This window comes from Pseudomonas sp. DTU12.3 (genome assembly GCF_004124275.1).
Classification (GTDB): Bacteria; Pseudomonadota; Gammaproteobacteria; order Pseudomonadales; family Pseudomonadaceae; genus Aquipseudomonas; species Aquipseudomonas helmanticensis.
In genome coordinates, this window is the sequence record NZ_CP027218.1 from 5488708 (window position 1) to 5508217 (window position 19510).

General features: G+C 59.5%; 15 protein-coding genes. 13 read left to right on the plus strand and 2 right to left on the minus strand.

The window, feature by feature from the left end; genetic code table 11:
- Position 1: 1 nt before the first annotated feature.
- From C2E19_RS25155 to C2E19_RS25215, 12 genes are all read left to right on the plus strand, one after another.
- Entirely contained in the window at positions 2-1435 is a 1434-nt protein-coding gene (locus C2E19_RS25155; RefSeq protein ID WP_129395539.1) for a sigma-54 dependent transcriptional regulator, read from the plus strand.
- Between the two features lie 734 nt (positions 1436-2169).
- Positions 2170-3570, plus strand: a complete 1401-nt coding sequence (locus tag C2E19_RS25165; protein WP_129395541.1) for a polynucleotide adenylyltransferase PcnB — start codon at positions 2170-2172, stop codon at positions 3568-3570.
- 3 nt (positions 3571-3573) lie between these two features.
- Positions 3574-4059, plus strand: a complete 486-nt coding sequence (gene folK / locus C2E19_RS25170) for a 2-amino-4-hydroxy-6-hydroxymethyldihydropteridine diphosphokinase (protein ID WP_129395542.1) — start codon at positions 3574-3576, stop codon at positions 4057-4059.
- Positions 4060-4457: 398 nt separating this feature from the next.
- Positions 4458-5258 (plus strand): 3-methyl-2-oxobutanoate hydroxymethyltransferase, encoded by an 801-nt coding sequence (gene panB, locus C2E19_RS25175; protein WP_129395543.1) that lies wholly within the window; start codon positions 4458-4460, stop codon positions 5256-5258.
- Positions 5255-6115 carry a pantoate--beta-alanine ligase gene (gene panC / locus C2E19_RS25180; RefSeq protein WP_129395544.1) on the plus strand — a complete coding sequence of 287 codons (861 nt, stop codon included), beginning with the start codon at positions 5255-5257 and terminating at the stop codon, positions 6113-6115. Before panB ends, panC begins: the two co-directional genes overlap by 4 nt.
- A 199-nt stretch (positions 6116-6314) precedes the next feature.
- Positions 6315-6695, plus strand: coding sequence for an aspartate 1-decarboxylase (panD, locus tag C2E19_RS25185; RefSeq protein WP_129395545.1), 381 nt, complete (start codon positions 6315-6317; stop codon positions 6693-6695).
- A gap of 231 nt (positions 6696-6926) precedes the next feature.
- On the plus strand, positions 6927-8591 hold the full coding sequence (pgi, locus tag C2E19_RS25190; protein ID WP_129395546.1) for a glucose-6-phosphate isomerase: 1665 nt from the start codon (positions 6927-6929) through the stop codon (positions 8589-8591).
- 196 nt (positions 8592-8787) lie between these two features.
- On the plus strand, positions 8788-10725 hold the full coding sequence (acs, locus tag C2E19_RS25195; protein WP_129395547.1) for an acetate--CoA ligase: 1938 nt from the start codon (positions 8788-8790) through the stop codon (positions 10723-10725).
- A gap of 51 nt (positions 10726-10776) precedes the next feature.
- Positions 10777-11649 (plus strand): oxygenase MpaB family protein, encoded by an 873-nt coding sequence (locus C2E19_RS25200; RefSeq protein ID WP_129395548.1) that lies wholly within the window; start codon positions 10777-10779, stop codon positions 11647-11649.
- 139 nt (positions 11650-11788) lie between these two features.
- On the plus strand, positions 11789-12805 hold the full coding sequence (locus C2E19_RS25205; RefSeq protein ID WP_129395549.1) for a class I SAM-dependent rRNA methyltransferase: 1017 nt from the start codon (positions 11789-11791) through the stop codon (positions 12803-12805).
- A gap of 214 nt (positions 12806-13019) precedes the next feature.
- The gene (locus tag C2E19_RS25210; protein ID WP_129395550.1) at positions 13020-15971 is read left to right on the plus strand and encodes a DUF748 domain-containing protein; all 2952 of its coding nucleotides are present in this window, start codon (positions 13020-13022) and stop codon (positions 15969-15971) included.
- Entirely contained in the window at positions 15971-16267 is a 297-nt protein-coding gene (locus tag C2E19_RS25215) for a DUF2845 domain-containing protein (protein ID WP_129395551.1), read from the plus strand. Before C2E19_RS25210 ends, C2E19_RS25215 begins: the two co-directional genes overlap by 1 nt.
- A 234-nt stretch (positions 16268-16501) precedes the next feature.
- Here C2E19_RS25215 and C2E19_RS25220 read toward each other — a convergent pair whose 3' ends face one another.
- Positions 16502-16855, minus strand: a complete 354-nt coding sequence (locus C2E19_RS25220) for a BON domain-containing protein (RefSeq protein ID WP_129395552.1) — start codon at positions 16853-16855, stop codon at positions 16502-16504.
- 296 nt (positions 16856-17151) lie between these two features.
- Complete coding sequence (locus tag C2E19_RS25225) at positions 17152-17583, minus strand: pilin (RefSeq protein WP_129395553.1); 432 nt, start codon at positions 17581-17583, stop codon at positions 17152-17154.
- A 226-nt stretch (positions 17584-17809) separates the two neighbouring features.
- Between C2E19_RS25225 and pilB the strand changes: the two genes are divergently transcribed.
- Positions 17810-19510: a type IV-A pilus assembly ATPase PilB gene (pilB, locus tag C2E19_RS25230; protein ID WP_129395554.1), complete on the plus strand. Its 1701-nt coding sequence runs from the start codon at positions 17810-17812 to the stop codon at positions 19508-19510.

Below are 19510 nucleotides of genomic sequence, written 5' to 3' on the forward strand. Positions count from 1 at the left end.
AATGCCGCACATTTTGATCGTCGAAGACGAAACAATTATCCGCTCCGCCTTGCGCCGCCTGCTGGAACGTAACCAGTACCAGGTCAGCGAAGCCGGTTCAGTGCAGGAAGCACAAGAACGCTTCACCATTCCTACGTTCGATCTGATCGTCAGCGATCTGCGTTTGCCGGGCGCTCCGGGCACCGAGCTGATCAAGCTCGGCCAGGGCACACCGGTGCTGATCATGACCAGTTACGCCAGTCTGCGTTCGGCGGTCGACTCGATGAAGATGGGCGCGGTGGACTACATCGCCAAGCCTTTCGACCACGATGAAATGCTTCAGGCCGTTGCACGGATCCTGCGTGATCGCCAGTCGGCTCCGGCTGCCGGCGAAGCGGTTGCCAGCAAATCGGCCAATGGCAGCGGCAAATCCGCCGTCGACAACAGTAACGGCGAGATCGGCATCATTGGTTCGTGCCCGCCGATGCAGGACCTGTACAGCAAGATCCGCAAAGTCGCACCGACCGATTCCAATGTATTGATCCAGGGCGAGTCCGGTACCGGTAAAGAACTGGTGGCCCGTGCCCTGCACAATCTGTCGAAACGCGCCAAGGCGCCGATGATCTCGGTGAACTGCGCGGCCATCCCGGAAAGCCTGATCGAATCCGAACTGTTCGGCCACGAAAAAGGCGCGTTCACTGGCGCCAGCGCCGGGCGCGCGGGTCTGGTCGAAGCGGCGGATGGCGGGACCTTGTTCCTCGACGAAATCGGCGAACTGCCACTGGAAGCTCAGGCCCGCCTGCTGCGCGTGTTGCAGGAAGGCGAAATTCGCCGGGTTGGTTCGGTGCAATCGCAGAAAGTCGATGTGCGCCTGATTGCGGCCACCCACCGGGACCTGAAAAGCCTGGCGAAAATCGGCCAGTTCCGTGAAGACCTTTATTACCGCCTGCACGTGATCGCCTTGAAACTGCCTGCGCTGCGCGAGCGCGGTGCCGACGTCAACGAAATCGCCACGGCTTTCCTCGCTCGCCAGAGCGCACGCATCAACCGTACCGACCTGAAATTTGCTGCGGATGCCGAACAGGCCATCCGTCATTATTCCTGGCCAGGTAACGTGCGTGAGCTGGAGAACGCCGTCGAGCGCGCGGTGATTCTCAGCGAAAGCCCGGAAATCTCAGCCGACCTGCTGGGCATCGACATCGAGCTGAGTGATCTGGAAGACGACGAGTTCATCGGTCTGCCGCCACAAACGGCGGGTAACGCCAGCAGCAGCCATGAGCCGACCGAAGACCTGTCGCTGGAAGACTACTTCCAGCACTTCGTCCTCGAGCATCAGGACCACATGACCGAGACCGAACTGGCGCGCAAACTGGGTGTCAGCCGCAAATGTCTGTGGGAACGCCGTCAGCGCCTGGGCATCCCGCGGCGCAAGACCGGGGTCGCCAGCGAGAGCTGAACGTTACCTGTCGAGTGTGCGGGTAACGCTTGAAGATGTGAAAAAACTGTTACCTCAGTCGATTCACGTAACAGAAGCCGGGGTTATCGGTAACGAAACCCCGGCTTTTTTTCGCCCCGAGAAAACGGTTATATCGACCTAACCCTTTGTTTTACTGGGTTTCGCAAAAGTTGGCACGACCCCTGCTATATGTTTGGTACAAGAACAATAACAAGCAATGCACAAGACAATAAAAATAAGACGAATCGACTCACGCACAATAAAAACAAGACGGCGAGAGGCGCAGCTAACTGATTCTTTTGGAGAGGCGTTGTATTTGGGGCTTGCCCCACGACCAGGCCGAGAACAACAAAAACTGTCCTAAGACAGAGCCTGTACTGGTTGGATCGTAAGATCACTGCAATTCAGCGACCAAAGCAATCCGTTTGCTCTTGGCTCCCGATTGGGAGGGTCATGAAGGTAAAGCTTCATGGCGAGGGCACTCAACAAAAACAAGAAGCCCGAATCAATAATAAAAAGAGCACGCAACTACTTCTTGGGGAGCTTCGGCTCCCCTTGTAGTTTCTCCCTCCCGGCAAAATCCTTCGATTTTCCCTTGCTCGACCCTTGCAGCTTGCGGCTTACAGCTCAAATCTGCCGTGTCCTACACCATCCCCCGACTAAATGCTAGAATCTGCGCCCATCATGCGGTCATTCTTTGGTATGGCCGAACATTCCTTCAAACAGTGCATCCCATGCTGAAGAAGTTGTTCCAGTCATTCCGAACTCCCGTGCGTCGTACGCAACACATCCGCAGCACCCCTGAAGTGCTCAACAGCGGCCAACATTCGCTGCAGAAAACGCAGTTCAGCCGCTATGCGGTGAATATCGTCGAACGCCTGCAAGGTGCCGGTTACCAGGCTTATCTGGTCGGCGGTTGCGTGCGTGACATGCTGCTGGGCATCACGCCCAAGGATTTCGACGTCGCCACCAGCGCCACGCCCGAGCAAGTCCGTGCCGAATTCCGCAATGCGCGGATCATCGGCCGTCGCTTCAAACTGGTGCATATCCATTTCGGTCGCGAAATCATCGAAGTCGCGACCTTCCGCGCCAATCACCCGCAAAACGAAGACGACGAAGACAGCAACCAGTCTTCGCGTAACGAGAGCGGGCGGATTCTGCGCGACAACGTTTACGGCACCCTGGAAGAAGACGCGCAACGTCGCGACTTCACCATCAACGCCCTGTATTACGATCCGGTCAGCGAGCGCATCCTCGATTACGCCAATGGCGTACACGACATCCGCAATCACCTGATCCGCTTGATCGGCGACCCGAAGCAACGCTACCAGGAAGACCCGGTGCGCATGCTGCGCGCCGTGCGCTTTGCCGCCAAGCTCAACTTCGGCATCGAAAAGCACACCGTGCAGCCGATCCGTGAACTGGCGCCGATGCTGCGCGAGATTCCGTCGGCGCGTCTGTTCGAAGAAGTGCTCAAGCTGTTCCTCTCGGGGCACGGCGCGATCACCTTCGAAATGCTCGTCGATCTGCAACTGTTCGCCCCGCTATTCCCGGCCAGTGCCGATGCACTGGAACATAACCCGCAATACACCCACACGCTGATCAGCGAAGCGCTGACCAACACCGACCTGCGCATCAAGCAGAACAAACCGGTGACCCCGGCGTTCCTGTTTGCCGCGCTGCTCTGGCCTGCCCTGCCGGCCCGCGTGTTGCGCTTGCAGGAACGGGGCATGCCGCCGATTCCGGCGATGCAGGAAGGCGCGCACGAGTTGATTGCCGAACAGTGCCAGCGTATTGCGATTCCAAAGCGTTTCACCATGCCGATCCGCGAGATCTGGGACATGCAGGAGCGCCTGCCACGTCGCAGCGGCAAACGTGCCGACCTGTTGCTGGACAATCCGCGTTTCCGCGCCGGTTACGACTTCCTGCTGCTGCGTGAGAGCGCTGGCGAGGAGACCGATGGCCTCGGCGAATGGTGGACGGACTATCAGGACGCCAATGAAAGTGAACGTCGCGACATGATCCGCGACCTCAGCGGCAAGGATGAGGGCAGCAGCGGTGCTCCGCGCAAACGTCGCCGCAGCGGCGGCTCCAAGCGCAAACGCGCCGGTGCTCCGAGCGCAACAGGCGAGTAACGCATGGAACGCATCTACATCGGCATGGGCAGCAACCTCGCTGACCCTGCCGAACAATTGCGCAGCGCCGTCGAGGCGCTGGGGCAATTGCCGCAGACGACCCTCGCCGGTGTTTCCGCCTTCTATCAAAGCGATTCGTTGTTGCCCGGCCAACCGCGTTACACCAACGCGGTTGCCGCGCTCGACAGCGCGCTCGCCCCTCTGCAACTGCTCGATGCGTTGCAGGCGATCGAGAATGATCAGGGCCGCGAACGTCTTGAGCGCTGGGGTCCGCGCACACTGGATCTGGACATTCTGCTGTTCGGCGATCGACTGATCGACGAGCCACGCCTGAAAGTCCCGCATTACCAGATTCAGGAACGCGCCTTCGTGCTCTATCCCCTCGCCGAACTGGCTCCGCCGGAGCTGCGCCTGCCCGACGGCCGCAGCCTTCCCGACCTGCTGGCCGCCTGCCCGTTCGTCGGCCTCGAACGCCTCCCCCAGCCCTGACATCTATCCCCTGTAGGAGCTGTCGAGTGAAACGAGGCTGCGATCTTTTGACCTTCAAAACCAAGATCAAAAGATCGCAGCGTTCCGCAGCTCCTACAGGGAATAGCGTTCGGCATGCAGGATTTTTGTCGGACAAAAAGCCCTCGAATCAAGCCCGTCGTGCCGCTGAATCGCATCAGTAACGCCGGTAACACTCCCCTCGTAACATTGCGGTAACACACGCAATTGACTTCCTGTTGGCTCATCACGACTATAGGCGTCCCGCTGCCGCCAACCCGGCACATACGGGCGCAATCCAGGCCTTATAAGCACGACAAAAGAGCGTGCGCCTGAGTAGATGACGAATCACGCGCGTTACTCGCAGTAGTTTCCAGAGCGCCTGAACGAGGATTTTTTACATGCCAGCCATCACCCTGACCACGCTCCAGAGCCTCAAGCAGAAAGGTGAAAAGATCACCATGCTGACTTGCTATGACGCGACCTTCGCCCAAGCCTGCAACGAGGCCGGTGTCGAAGTGCTGCTGGTGGGCGACTCCCTCGGCATGGTCCTGCAAGGTCATGACAGCACTTTGCCGGTGACCACCGCAGAAATGGCCTACCACACCGCCAGCGTCAAACGCGGCAACACCGACGCGCTGATCCTCGCTGACCTGCCGTTCATGGCCAACGCCACCCTCGAACAAACCATGAGCAACAGCGCCATGCTTATGCAGGCCGGTGCGCACATGATCAAGGTCGAAGGTCAGTTGTGGTTGGCCGAGTCGATCCGTCTGCTCGCCGAACGTGGTGTACCGGTCTGCGCGCACATGGGCCTGACCCCGCAAGCGGTGAACATTCTCGGCGGCTATAAAGTGCAGGGCCGCAACGAGAACCAGGCACGGCAGATGCGTGCCGATGCGATCTCGCTGGAACAGGCCGGCGCGGCGATGCTGCTGCTCGAATGCGTACCGAGCGAACTGGCCGCAGAAATCAGTCAGGCAGTGAAGATCCCGGTCATCGGCATCGGCGCCGGTAACGCCACCGACGGTCAGGTGCTGGTACTGCACGACATGCTCGGCCTGTCGATCACTGGCCGCGTACCGAAATTCGTCAAGAACTTCATGCACGGTCAGGACAGCATCCAGTCCGCACTGAAGGCTTACGTCAGCGAAGTCAAAGCCACCACGTTCCCTGGTATCGAACACGGATTCTCTGCATGAACACCGTAAAAACCGTACGCGAACTGCGCGCCGCCGTCGCCCGCGCGCGCAATGAAGGCAAGCGCATCGGCTTCGTGCCGACCATGGGCAACCTGCACAGCGGCCATGTTGCGCTGGTGACCAAAGCCACCCAACGCGTGGACTTCGTCGTCGCGAGTATTTTCGTCAACCCGCTGCAATTCGGCGCCGGCGAAGACCTCGACAAGTACCCTCGTACCCTCGCAGCCGATCAGGAAAAACTTCTTGAAGCCGGTTGCTCCCTGCTGTTCGCGCCGACGGTCGAGGAAATGTACCCCGACGGCATGGCCGGGCAGACCCGGGTCAGCGTGCCGCAACTGTCCGAAGGCCTCTGCGGCGCCAGTCGTCCGGGGCACTTCGAAGGTGTCGCGACGGTGGTCAGCAAGCTGTTCAACATGGTCCAGCCGGACCTGGCGATTTTCGGCCAGAAGGATTATCAGCAACTGGCGGTCATCCGCGCGTTGGTGCATGACCTGAACATGCCGATCCAGATCATTGGCGAGCCGACCGTACGCGCTGCCGACGGCTTGGCGCTGTCATCGCGCAATGGCTTCCTCAACGAAGAGCAACGCGCGGTGGCTCCAGTGGTCTATCGCTCGCTGAGCAACATTGCCGAGTCGATCAAGCAAGGCGAACGCGACTTCCCGGCGCTGATCAACGCTCAGTTGCAACAACTCGAAGCCGCTGGCCTGCGTCCGGATTACCTGGAAATCCGTCACGCCCTGACCTTGCGTCCGGCGACGGCTGAAGACCGTGACCTGGTGATTCTGGTGGCCGCGTTCCTCGGCACTACACGGTTGATCGACAACCTGCACCTGAATCTCGACGTCCCCGCTTAAACATCACCGCCCCCTCCCTGTGGGAGCGGGCTTGCTCGCGAATGCGGTGGGTCATTCAGCCTATAAGTTGACTGGCACACCGCATTCGCGAGCAAGCCCGCTCCCACAGTTGTTTTATGGCCACCCATTGACTGTATTGCCGGCCCCAAAGCCTTCGGGCACACTGCCCGCCGTTCGATTCCAACCCGGGAAACCCCTCATGCACGCGATCATGCTCAAGGCCAAACTACACCGCGCCGAAGTCACTCATGCGGTGCTCGACTACGAAGGTTCGTGCGCCATCGATGGCGAATGGCTGGACCTGTCCGGCATCCGTGAATACGAGCAGATCCAGATTTACAACGTCGACAACGGCGAGCGTTTCACCACCTATGCAATCCGTGGCGAAGAAGGCTCGCGGATGATCTCGGTCAACGGCGCCGCTGCGCACAAGGCCAAGGTCGGCGACCGGGTGATCATCTGCGCCTACGCCCACTACAGCGAAGCGGAGCTGGTCAATTTCAAGCCGCGCATGCTCTACATGGCAGCGGGCAATGAGCTGAGCCATACCAGCAATGCCATCCCGGTTCAGCTCGCCTGATCGCGTTATCGCCCCGCTCCCCCTCCGTTGGTCGGCCAGTTCCCGCTCCCGATGTTAAAAAAGTACAGGGATCTGGTCAGACAAAGTCAAGACAGAACGCAGCGCGAGGTTTACTGTATTCGCCCTGTGTCCAGAAATCGTGTCGACACAGTTGGCCCCACGCCCAAACATGGCGTGTCGTGGCTGTTCAGTGTTCAAAAGGCCGTTCAAGTAAAAAGGAAAACCGCAGCGATGGCGTACTACCGCACTCCTCACGACGTTACCGCTCTGCCCGCCTGGCAAGCGTTGAAAGATCACCGCCAAGCCATGCAGGATTTCAGCATGCGCGAAGCCTTCAACGCCGATCCGCAGCGCTTCAATCAGTTCACCCTCAGCAGCTGCGGACTGTTTCTCGATTATTCGAAGAATTTGATCAACGCCGAGACCCGCAACCTGCTGGTGGGTCTGGCCAATGAAGTCGATCTGAAAGGCGCAATCAAAGCGCTGTTCGACGGCGAAATCGTCAACTCGTCCGAAGGCCGCCCGGCGCTGCACACCGCCCTGCGCCGCCCGGTGGGCGACAAGTTGTCGGTCAACGGCGTCAACGTGATGCCGGAAGTCCACAAGGTGCTCAACCAGATCACCGATCTGGTCGGGCGCATTCATGACGGTCTGTGGCGTGGCTACACCGAGAAGCCGATCACCGACGTGGTCAACATCGGCATCGGTGGCTCGTTCCTCGGCCCTGAGCTGGTCTCCGAAGCGTTGTTGTCGTACGCGCAGAAAGGCGTGCGTTGCCACTATCTGGCGAACATCGACGGCAGCGAGTTCCACGAACTGACGCAAAAACTGCGTGCCGAAACCACGCTGTTCATCGTTTCGTCGAAGTCCTTCAACACCCTCGAAACCCTGAAGAACGCTCAGGCCGCACGTGCCTGGTACCTGGCGCAGGGCGGTTCGGAAGCCGAGCTGTATCGTCACTTCATCGCCGTTTCGAGCAACAACGCCGCTGCCGTGGCGTTCGGTATCCGCGAAGAAAACATCTTCCCGATGTGGGACTGGGTTGGCGGTCGTTATTCGCTGTGGTCGGCGATCGGTTTGCCGATCGCCCTGGCCATCGGCATGTCCAACTTCAAGGAACTGCTGTCCGGTGCCTACACCATGGACCAGCATTTCCAGACCGCGCCGTTCGAACAGAACATGCCGGTGCTGCTGGCGTTGCTCGGCGTCTGGTACGGCAACTTCTGGGGCGCGCAAAGCCACGCGATCCTGCCGTACGACCACTACCTGCGCAACATCACCAAGCACTTGCAACAGCTGGACATGGAATCCAACGGCAAGAGCGTGCGTCAGGACGGCACCGCCGTATCGACCGATACCGGTCCGGTGATCTGGGGCGGCGTCGGCTGCAACGGTCAGCACGCCTACCACCAGTTGCTGCATCAAGGTACCCAACTGATTCCGGCCGACTTCATCGTGCCGATCGTCAGCTTCAACCCGGTCTCCGACCACCACCAGTGGCTGTACGCCAACTGTCTGTCGCAGAGCCAGGCATTGATGCTCGGCAAGACCTTGCCGGAAGCCGAGCAAGAGTTGCGCGACAAGGGCATGAGCGAAGAGCAGGTGCACAAACTCGCACCGCACAAGGTGATCCCGGGCAACCGTCCGAGCAACACCCTTGTGGTTGAACGCATCAGCCCGCGTCGTCTCGGCGCACTGGTGGCGATGTATGAGCACAAAGTGTTCGTGCAAAGCGTGGTCTGGGGCATCAACGCCTTTGACCAGTGGGGCGTGGAACTGGGCAAGGAACTGGGCAAAGGCGTCTACAACCGCCTGGTCGGCAGCGATGAAAGCAACGCTGACGATCCGTCCACTCAGGGCCTGATCAACTACTTCCGCGGTCGTCACCGCGGGTGATAGTGGCCTAAAGGCCAACGCTGTTCCCCTGTGGGAGCGGGCTTGCTCGCGAAAGCGGTGTGTCATTCAGCACTTTGTTGACTGATACGCCGCTTTCGCGAGCAAGCCCGCTCCCACAGTTGTTTTGCGCATGACTTGAACCTCTGCATCGCTCGGCGCATCTTTATTCTTCGCACAACAAGAATAAGGAACCGTCATGTTCGATATCAGCACGTTCCCCAAAGCCGATGCCGTCCGCCGGGCTGCTCAGTTGAGTCAGGACGACTATCAGCGCCTGTACCGCGAATCCATTGCACACCCCAGCACCTTCTGGGCCGAACAGGCCACGCGCTTCCTCGACTGGAGCACGCCGTGGCAGTCCGTTCAGCGCTACGACCTGAAAACCGGTGAAGCCGCCTGGTTTGCCGGGGGCAAACTGAACGTCAGCTACAACTGCATCGACCGCCACCTGGAACAACGCGGCGAGCAGACCGCCCTCCTTTGGGAAGGCGACGACCCTGCGGAATCAGCGCAAATCACTTACAAAAAACTCCACCACCATGTCTGCCGGCTGGCCAACGTGCTGAAAAGCCGTGGCGTGAAGAAAGGCGACCGGGTGTGCATCTACATGCCGATGATCCCCGAAGCCGCGTACGCCATGCTCGCCTGTTCGCGGATTGGCGCGATCCATTCAGTGGTGTTTGGCGGATTCTCCCCGGATTCTCTGCGTGACCGCATTCTCGATGCCGATTGCCGCACCGTGATCACCGCCGACGAAGGCGTACGCGGCGGCAAGTTCGTGCCGTTGAAACAGAATGTCGACAAAGCCCTGCAAAGTTGCCCGGACGTCAGCACCGTGGTGGTGGTCGAACGCAGCCAAGGCAAGGTCGACTGGGTCGAGGGCCGCGACCTCTGGTATCACCAGGCCGTGCGCGATGTCAGCGACGATTGCCCGCCGGAGCCGATGGACGCCGAAGACCCGCTGTTCATCCTCTACACCTCCGGCAGCACCGGCAAACCCAAAGGGGTGCTGCACACCACCGGCGGCTACCTGCTGCAAGCCGCGATGACCTTCAAGTACGTGCTCGATTACCGCGACGGCGAAGTGTTCTGGTGCACCGCCGACGTCGGTTGGGTTACCGGCCACAGCTACATCGTCTACGGCCCGCTGGCCAACGGCGCGACCACGTTGATGTTCGAAGGCGTGCCGAGCTACCCGAGCAGCTCACGATTCTGGCAGGTGATCGATAAACACAAGGTCAACATTTTCTACACCGCACCCACCGCCTTGCGTGCGTTGATGCGCGAAGGTGCCGAACCGTTGAAGGAAACGTCGCGCGCCAGCCTCAGATTACTCGGCAGCGTCGGTGAGCCGATCAACCCGGAAGCGTGGGAATGGTATTTCAATGTGGTCGGCGAACAACGCTGCCCGATTGTCGATACCTGGTGGCAGACCGAAACCGGCGGCATCATGCTCAGCCCGCTGGTCAGCGCACAACGAATCAAACCGGGCTGCGCCACCCAGCCAATGTTTGGCGTGCAACCGGTGCTGCTCGACGAGCAAGGCAAGGAAATCAAAGGCGCCGGCAGCGGCGTGCTGGCGATCAAATCCAGCTGGCCGGCACAGATCCGCAGCGTCTACGGCGACCCGCAGCGAATGGTCGACACTTATTTCAAACCCTACCCCGGTTACTACTTCACTGGCGACGGCGCACGCCGCGACGAGGACGGTGATTACTGGATCACCGGGCGCATCGACGACGTGATCAACGTCTCCGGCCATCGCATCGGCACCGCTGAAGTGGAAAGCGCGCTGGTGCTGCACGACAGCATCGCCGAGGCCGCTGTGGTCGGTTACCCGCACGACGTCAAAGGCCAGGGCATCTACGCCTTCGTCACGCCCATGAATGGCGCCGAGCCGAATGACGATCTGAAGAAGGAACTGCTGGCCCACGTCAGCAAGGAAATCGGCAGCTTCGCCAAACCGGACCTGATCCAGTGGGCGCCGGCCTTGCCGAAAACCCGCTCAGGCAAGATCATGCGGCGCATCTTGCGCAAGATCGCCTGTAACGAACTCGACAGCCTCGGTGACACCTCGACCCTGGCCGATCCGAGCGTGGTGCAGGGCCTGATCGACAAGCGCCTTAATCAGTAACACTTCGGGCGCGGCCAACCGGGCGCGCCCGCCCATCTTCACAGAGTGGTCATGGAATTCATCCGCAGTCGCATTGAAAACCAACTCATGAGCCTGACCGGGCTGTCCCTCGGTCAGCTCGACCTGGAAAACCCCAAGGGCGATCCCGGCCTGTTCGGCCCCGACTCGATCAGTTGGCAGGTGCACGGCGATTTCAGCAGCATGTTGATCGGCGGCATCAGCGCATTATTGCTGCAAGCCCTGCATCCACTAGCGCTGGCTGGGGTTTGGGATCATTCGAACTTTCGCCAGGACATGCTCGGACGCTTGCGCCGCACCAGTCAGTTTGTCTCCGGCACCACGTTTGGTTCCAGGCGTGATGCCGACTGGTTGATAGAGAAAGTCCGCACCATTCACCTGCAAGTGGTCGGTACCGCGCCGGATGGCCGACCTTATGCGGCGAGCGATCCGGACCTGCTGACGTGGGTGCACGTGGCCGAGGTCAGCAACTTTCTCGGCGCCCATTTGCGCTACCGCAATCCGCAGTTGTCGCTGGCCGATCAGGATCGCTACTACGCGGAAATTGCTGTGATCGCCGAACGCCTCGGCGCGCGGGAAGTGCCGAAGTCGCGACAGGCCGTGGCCGATTATCTGCAACGCATGCGCCCGCAGTTGTTGTGTGATCAGCGCAGCCGTGAGGTTTTGCGCCTGCTGCTCGACGCGCCGGCGCCGAGTGTTCTGGCAAGGCCGTTCGGCGACCTGATGATGAAAGCCGGCATCGACCTGCTGCCGGACTGGGCCAGCGACATGCTTGATGTCCGCCAGAGCTCGTTGCAACGTCAACTGATTCGCGCCAGCGTCAAACGCAGCGCGCCCATGCTGCGCTGGGCGATGCGCAATGGCTCGGTGCAACGTGCCAAACGCAGGATGGGCCTGCTGACCTGAAAAGCTTCGCGAGCAAGCCCGCTCCCACATTTGGAATGCATTCCCATGTGGGAGCGAGCCTGCTCGCGAAGGGTGCAACTCGATTGCCCGCCAAACTGGTAAACTCCCGCGCCCCAATTCTCTCCAGCAAGGCGCATGCATGTCTTCCTTGAATCAGGCGCTGCGCGCCGCCCTCGATCAACGCCAGGACTTGCTCGCTGAGCTGCACCGCCAGGGCACCGATTGCTATCGGCTGTTCCACGGCAGCCAGGAAGGCGCCGGCGGTCTGACCATCGACCGCTACGGTCCGCAATTGCTGGTGCAGAGCTTTCACCAGACGCTGGAGCGTGACGAACTGCTGCAACTGCATGCCATGGTCAATCAAACGTTGGGCCTGGAAACCCTGCTGGTCTACAACGATCGCTCGCGCGGCAATTCGCGCATCGACCGCGAAGACAGCGTCTATAAAGCCGACGACGCTGCGCTGGCCGATCTTGTCGGTCACGAATGGGGCCTGAATTATCGCGTGCGCGGACGTCACGCCGGACAGGATCCGTTGCTGTTCCTCGACCTGCGCAACACGCGCGGCTGGGTCAAGGATCACGCCAAAGGCAAAAGCGTACTCAACCTGTTCGCCTACACCTGTGGCGTTGGCCTCAGTGCGGCAGCCGGTGGCGCGCGTGAGGTGTGCAACCTGGACTTTGCCGAAGGCAATCTGGCGGTCGGTCGCGAAAACGGTCTGCTCAACCCGCAATTGCCCGAGATGCAATTCATCCAGTCCGATTACTTCCCGGCGATACGCCAACTCGCCGGCCTGCCGATCAGTCAGCGCCGCGGGCAGAAGCTGCCGAGTTATCAACGCCTCGATCAGCGTCAATACGATCTGGTGCTGCTCGATCCTCCGGCCTGGGCCAAAAGCGCGTTCGGCACCGTCGACTTGCTGCGCGACTATCAGAGCCTGCTCAAGCCAGCGCTGCTGACCACCGCCGACAATGGCGTGCTGATCTGCTGCAACAATCTGGCGAAAGTCAGCATGGACGACTGGCGCGAGCAGGTTTTGCGCTGCGCCGAGAAGGCCGGCCGGCCAGTGCGCGATTGGAGCGTGATGACCCCAGGCGCGGACTTCCCGTCCATGGATCAACAGCCACCGTTGAAAACCCTGATCCTGCAACTATAAAAGCCCCCCCTGTAGGAGCTGCCGCAGGCTGCGATCCTTTGACGTTGTCTTTTTACAAACAACATCAAAAGATCGCAGCCTGCGGCAGCTCCTACAGGGAGTTTGTATGGGCTACGAATAGCGCCTACAGAAGAATCTGAACAATCCTGCAGCATGGCTATTACTTCGGAACCAGAATCGCGTGCCATACTCCAAGGCACTCCGATTCAGACAGATGAAGCCGCACATGCCCAAAGGATTGATTCGCGCAATAGGCGCCTTGTTGACTGCTCTGGCCCTCTACAGCCTGCTGGGGTTTCTGATTTTGCCGGGCATTGCCCTGCGAGTGGCCAACCAACAACTGGCCAATTATGCGACGGTGCCGGCACACATCCAGCGCATCGAGCTCAACCCGTTCAGCCTTGAGGTCACCCTGTGGGGTCTGGTCATTGGCGAGCCGGGCAAGGAGCAGGTCGGTTTCGAACGCCTGTACGCCAACCTGCAAATCGACAGCCTGTGGACAAAAGCGCTGCACCTGTCTGACATCGAACTGGACAAACCGAAGAGCGAAATCCTCTTTGCCAAAGACGGCAAGCTCAACCTGCTTGGCCTGTTCAATGTACCGCCAAGCGAGCCGACACCTACCGATCCGAACGCCAAACCCTTCCCGCTGCGCATCGACAACATCAAACTCGCCGGCGGCGTCGTGCACTTCCAGGATGTGCGTCCGAGCGAGCCCATCGAGTTTCTTTACGACGACTTGAGCTTCGAGCTGAAAAACCTCAGCACCTTGCCCGAAGACAGCGCCGACATGACTCTGGTCGCCATCGGCCCTGCGGGCGGGCGGATCGACTGGAGCGGTAATTTCAGCCTGATCCCGTTCACCTCCGAAGGCACCCTGAAAGTCACCGACGGCAAGATGAAAGCGTTCTGGCCTTACGTGCGCGACTCGGTGCCGCTGGTGCTCGAAGACGGCGTGATCAGCCTCAGCACTGAATACAAACTCAATCTGTCGAAACAAACCGAACTGCTGCTGAACAACGTCGCGGTGAGCATCGCGCCTTTCGCGATCAAGGCGCCGGACGGGCGCCAGCTGGCGAAACTCGAACGCCTCGACGTCAGCGAAACCAGCGTTGACCTGGCCAAACAGCAGGTGGTGGTCGGCAAGATCCGCAGCCAGAAACTCGAAACCTGGGCCGCGCTGGAAGCCGACGGCCAATTGGACTGGCAGAAACTGTTCGCCAGCCAACCGTCGAAACCCGCCGCCAAAGCCGCTGCCGAACCGGCCAGTACACCGGCCGCCGCAGATTCGCCGAAAGCCGAACCGACAGCGCCGAGCAAACCGTGGCAGGTACTGCTCAAAGACGTGCAGTTGCGCAACTACACCGTCCATTTGGCTGATCGCTCGGCGAATCCGCCGGTGGCGCTGGATATCACGCCGCTGAACGTCGACCTGGAGGGTTTCGACAGCCTCAACGGCTCGCCCTTCAAGCTCAAGCTTGACAGCGGGCTAGGCAAGCAAGGCAAGATCAGCGCCGACGGCACGGTCAATCTGGCGCCGGTCAACGCTCAGCTCAACGTCAAGACCCAAGACATCGACCTGCGTGTCGCGCAGTCCTACATCAATCCGTTCATTCGCCTGGAACTGCGCAGCGGCATGCTCGGCAGTGACCTCAAGGTCAATCTCAAGAGCACCGCACCGTTGGCGCTCAGCGTGACCGGGCGTGCACAGATCGATCAACTGCACACCCTCGACACCCTGAAAACCCGCGACTTCCTCAAGTGGCAGCAAGTGGTGGTCGAAGGCCTGAACTATCAACACGGCGACAGCCTGTCGATCGACAAGGTCAATCTGTTCCAGCCGTATGTGCGCTTCATGATCAACGACGATCGCACCACCAACATCGACGACCTGCTGATCCCGCAACCCGCCGACGGTGGCGCAAAAACCGTCGCGGCCAAACCAGCCAGCAAAGACAAGCCGCTGGGCATTCACATTGGCGCTATCGCGATCAATGACGGCTCGGCCAACTTCGCCGACTTCAGCCTGACACCGAACTTCGCCACTGCCGTGCAGCAACTCAACGGTCAGATCGGCACCATCGACAGCCGTCAGGCGAAACCGGCCAGCGTCGACATCAAAGGCAAGGTCGACCGTTATGCGCCAGTGACCATCAAGGGCGCGGTCAATCCGTTCGACCCGATGGCCAGCCTCGACATCGCCACCAGTTTCAAACGCGTCGAGCTGACCACCCTGACCCCCTACTCCGGCAAGTTCGCCGGTTACCGGATCCGCAAGGGCCGGCTCAATCTCGACCTGCATTACCTGATCACCAAGGGCCAGCTCAAGGCCGAGAACAAAGTGGTGGTCGAGCAACTGCAACTCGGCGAAAAAGTCGACAGCCCGGACGCCGTCAGCCTGCCGCTGAAACTGGCGATCGCCTTGCTCAAGGACGTCGACGGCAAGATATCCATCGAATTGCCCGTCACCGGCGACTTGAACAACCCGCAGTTCAGCGTGATGCCGATTGTCTGGCAGACCCTGCGCAACCTCATCGTCAAAGCCGCTGCAGCACCCTTCAAGATGATTGGCGGGCTGATCAGTGGCGGCGGCTCGGAAGACCTTGGCACCGTGTCGTTTGCGCCCGGCTCCAGTGACTTGAGCAAAGATGCTGAAGCGGCGCTGGTGAAACTCTCCCAGGCGTTGAAGGAGCGTCCGGCCCTGCGCCTGGAAATCGAAGGCACAGCCGCCAAAAGCAGTGACGGACCGTTGCTCGCCGAGCAACGCCTGGAACGTGAATACCAGTACAACTACTACAAGATGCTCCAGCGCCGTGGCGACAAGGTGCCGGCTCAAGCGTCCTTGCTACAAGTGCCGGACGGCGAGAAAGGTCCGCTGCTCGAAGGCATTTATCGCACCCGTCTGAAAACCCAGCCACCGGCCGAATGGAAGGACCTGGGCAAGGAAGAACGTACGGCAAAAATGCGTGAAGGCATCATCCAGTTCTGGAGTAGCAGTGATGTGCTGCTGCGTCAGCTCGGTCAGGACCGCGCCAGCAGCATCAAGGATTATCTGGTCGACAAGGGCCAACTCGCAGATGACCGTGTGTATTTCATCGACGCCAATCTTGGTGAAGCCGAAAGCGATGGCCGGGTGGTGACGCAAATGCATCTGGATGCCGAATGATGAACAGCAAATGGATCGCTGCGCTGGCCCTGACGCTCGCGGCCGGTCACGCATCGGCGTCCGATACCCTGCGCTGCGGCAGTCAGTTGGTCAGCCTCGGCGACCGTTCCAGCGAAGTCCTGCAGAAGTGCGGCGAACCGGTGGGGCGGGATGTATTGGGCTACAAGCGCAGCGCCAATCGCCGCGAGGAGTTTCAGGTCGAGGAATGGAGGTACGGGCCGAACAACGGCATGTACCAATACCTGCGCTTTGAAGGCAATCGACTGCGGCAGATCAACAGCAAACGCGGTAACTGAAAGAGCAAAAGATCGCAGCCTCCGGCAGCTCCTACAGGGAAACGCATTCCAATGTAGGAGCTGCCGCAGGCTGCGATCTTTTGCTTCTAGGAAATAGAACAAGCCCCGACACAAGTGGCGGGGCCTGTAATGGCTACATCCGTGTAACCGTTCGCATGAACTCTAAAGTTGCGGCAGACGTATGGCTCGGCCCGTCTGTCGCGCCCTCTCCCGGTCCAGGCGAGAAGTCATGCCTTACTCGGCTTTCAGGCCGTCAGCGGAGACCGCTTTGACGCCTTTGATTTTCTTGGTGATGTTCACTGCGGTGGTTTTCTGAGCTTCGGTGATCGCTACAGTCGACGACAGCGACACAACGCCTTTGTTGGTTTCTACTTTGATGTCGGTGCCTGGAATGCCTTTTTCGGTCACCAGGTCGCTTTTGACTTTGGTAGTGATCCAGGTATCGGAAGTACTTTCTTTAGCCTTGGTCATTTCACCGGCAGCCAGGGTCATAGGAGCCTGGGTAGCCTGGGTGGTTTGTGCGAAAGCGCCGGTCATGGTCAGGGTCAGCGCGGTAGCAGCAGCGGCAGTGATAGCGAACTTCTTCATACGAGTAACTCCTGTTTTTCTGGAAAGTCTGCTGTGTGTCTTGTCAGCAGGGTTACGGTAGATGTTGCGAACGCTGTGCCAACTTTTTCAAACAGATAAAATCGTTAAAAATCAACTAGTTAACAATAACGATAATTTTCGGATTCATGCAATTTGCATGACTGCGGATTAAATCGCATGCAAGTTGCGGTTTTTTGGAAAGTTCCTAACACGCTGAAATTATTGAAGCTTTTGTGAAGCGCCGGGCAATGAAAAATGCCCCGCAGTGCGGGGCATAGTGAAGGCATCCAGTCAGCTTACGTGCCGCTGGCAACACAGCCTTTAGGCGAATAGTCCGGCGCCACTGTGGTGCCGCACGTCCAGACACCTGCGCCGGTGCCCGAAGAACGAGTCAGCGTAATGGTTTTGCTCAGTACCGGGCCTGGCGCATTGAGAATCGTGCACGTGATAGTACCGGCACCCGTCGAGGCGGTGCCCGAAGCGGCCAATGTGCAATTGGATGTCGCTGCAGTGGCGCTGCCCGCCACCAAGGTCAGCGTCGGATCGGTACCTTGATTGATGGTGTCTTCGAACGGCACTTTCAGTGCGCTGATTTCCGCCAGGCCCGCCGTTACCTTGGATCGCGCCTGATATTTGGAGTACTGCGGCAAGGCGATGGTCGCCAGAATGCCGATGATCGCCACAACGATCAGCAGCTCGATCAGAGTAAAACCTTGTTGTTTTTTCATAGACACGCTCCATGCATGAGTCGAAATCTCATGATCTGAACAAGGATCAGCACAGCCCATGCCAACGCCGTCCAGGCCCCGTGCATTGGCCGGGAAGCGCAAGCGACGCCGTTTCCTACAACCTGCAACCGCACTATCTGACACTTTTTGTCACCTGCACCTGACGTGTTTGGCGCTGTCACTTGACTAGGCTATAAGTCATGAACTGCTAGCGTGCGGAATCCCCATGAATGACATCGCTCTGAGCGGTCTGGCCAAGCAATTGGTGCAGGCCGAACTGCTTACGGAAAAAAGCGCCCAGCAGGCCTGGCAGCAGGCCCAGCGCAATCGGCTGTCGCTGGTCAGTTATCTGGTGCAGAACAAACTGGTGAAGAGCTCGCAGGTGGCGGAAATCGCCTCGGAGCATTTCGGCATGGCGTTCCTTGATCTCAATTGCCTGGACAAGGAAACCCAGCCCAAGGGACTGGTCAGCGAAAAACTCGTGCGCCAGCATCACGCCCTGCCCTTGTGGCGGCGTGGCAACAAGCTGTTCGTGGGCATTTCCGACCCGAGCAATCATCAGGCGATCAACGACATCCAGTTCAGCACTGGGCTGAGTACCGAGGCCATTCTGGTCGAGGACGACAAACTCACCGAGGCCATCGAAAAATTTTTCGACACCCACGCCAGTGGCCTCGAAGACATGGCCGATGTCGATCTCGACGGCCTTGATGTCGAAGCCATCGACGACAGCAAGCAGGACGCCATTGGCGGACTCGACGCCGACGATGCGCCGGTGGTGCGTTTCGTCCACAAGATGCTGCTCGACGCGATCAAGAGCGGCTCGTCCGACCTGCACTTCGAACCTTACGAGAAGAACTATCGAGTGCGCGTGCGCACCGACGGCATCCTGCGCGAAGTGGCCAAGCCACCGATCCAGTTGGCCGGGCGCATCGCCGCGCGCCTGAAAGTCATGGCCAGCCTCGATATCTCGGAACGGCGCAAACCGCAGGACGGGCGGATCAAGATGCGTCTGTCGAAAAGCAAGTCGATCGATTTCCGGGTCAACACGCTGCCGACCCTGTGGGGCGAAAAAGTCGTGATCCGGATTCTCGACCCGTCCAGCGCGCAGATCGGCATCGATGCCCTCGGCTATGAACCGGCGCAGAAAGACCTGTACATGGCTGCACTCAAGCAACCGCAAGGGATGATCCTGGTCACCGGCCCCACCGGTTCGGGCAAGACCGTGTCGTTGTACACCGGCCTGAATATCCTCAACACCGTCGACATCAATATCTCCACCGCCGAAGACCCGGTGGAGATCAACATGGAAGGCATCAACCAGGTCAACGTCAATCCCAAGCAGGGGCTGGACTTTGCCCAGGCCCTGCGCTCGTTTCTGCGGCAGGATCCGGACGTGATCATGGTCGGCGAGATTCGTGATCTGGAAACCGCCGAGATCGCCATCAAGGCGGCACAGACCGGTCACCTGGTACTGTCGACCCTGCACACCAACAGCGCCGCGGAAACCCTGACCCGTTTGCACAATATGGGCATCCCCGGTTTCAACATCGCCACGTCGGTCAGCCTGATCATCGCCCAGCGCCTGGCGCGCAAGTTATGCAGCCACTGCAAAAAACCCATCGAGATCCCGCGCGAAACTCTGCTCAAGGAAGGTTTCCCCGAGGAACGCATCGGCCATTTCACGATCTACGAGCCGGTCGGTTGCGATCACTGCAACGGAGGATACAAGGGTCGCGTGGGGATTTATGAAGTGGTGAAAAACACACCGGAGCTGCAACGGCTGATCATGGCCGAGGGCAACTCGCTGGAAATCGACAGCCAGATGCGCCGCGACGGCTTCGACGACCTGCGCACCTCAGGGCTGCACAAGGCCATGCAAGGCATCACCAGCCTTGAAGAAATCAACCGGGTCACCAAGGACTGA

Bases quoted from the DNA above. Each gene is read 5' to 3' on its own strand.
- C2E19_RS25155 (WP_129395539.1), top strand. From the start codon at position 2: ATGCCGCACATTTTGATCGTCGAAGACGAAACAATTATCCGCTCCGCC.
- C2E19_RS25165 (WP_129395541.1), top strand. From the start codon at position 2,170: ATGCTGAAGAAGTTGTTCCAGTCATTCCGAACTCCCGTGCGTCGTACG.
- folK (WP_129395542.1), top strand. From the start codon at position 3,574: ATGGAACGCATCTACATCGGCATGGGCAGCAACCTCGCTGACCCTGCC.
- panB (WP_129395543.1), top strand. From the start codon at position 4,458: ATGCCAGCCATCACCCTGACCACGCTCCAGAGCCTCAAGCAGAAAGGT.
- panC (WP_129395544.1), top strand. From the start codon at position 5,255: ATGAACACCGTAAAAACCGTACGCGAACTGCGCGCCGCCGTCGCCCGC.
- panD (WP_129395545.1), top strand. From the start codon at position 6,315: ATGCACGCGATCATGCTCAAGGCCAAACTACACCGCGCCGAAGTCACT.
- pgi (WP_129395546.1), top strand. From the start codon at position 6,927: ATGGCGTACTACCGCACTCCTCACGACGTTACCGCTCTGCCCGCCTGG.
- acs (WP_129395547.1), top strand. From the start codon at position 8,788: ATGTTCGATATCAGCACGTTCCCCAAAGCCGATGCCGTCCGCCGGGCT.
- C2E19_RS25200 (WP_129395548.1), top strand. From the start codon at position 10,777: ATGGAATTCATCCGCAGTCGCATTGAAAACCAACTCATGAGCCTGACC.
- C2E19_RS25205 (WP_129395549.1), top strand. From the start codon at position 11,789: ATGTCTTCCTTGAATCAGGCGCTGCGCGCCGCCCTCGATCAACGCCAG.
- C2E19_RS25210 (WP_129395550.1), top strand. From the start codon at position 13,020: ATGAAGCCGCACATGCCCAAAGGATTGATTCGCGCAATAGGCGCCTTG.
- C2E19_RS25215 (WP_129395551.1), top strand. From the start codon at position 15,971: ATGAACAGCAAATGGATCGCTGCGCTGGCCCTGACGCTCGCGGCCGGT.
- C2E19_RS25220 (WP_129395552.1), bottom strand. From the start codon at position 16,855: ATGAAGAAGTTCGCTATCACTGCCGCTGCTGCTACCGCGCTGACCCTG.
- C2E19_RS25225 (WP_129395553.1), bottom strand. From the start codon at position 17,583: ATGAAAAAACAACAAGGTTTTACTCTGATCGAGCTGCTGATCGTTGTG.
- pilB (WP_129395554.1), top strand. From the start codon at position 17,810: ATGAATGACATCGCTCTGAGCGGTCTGGCCAAGCAATTGGTGCAGGCC.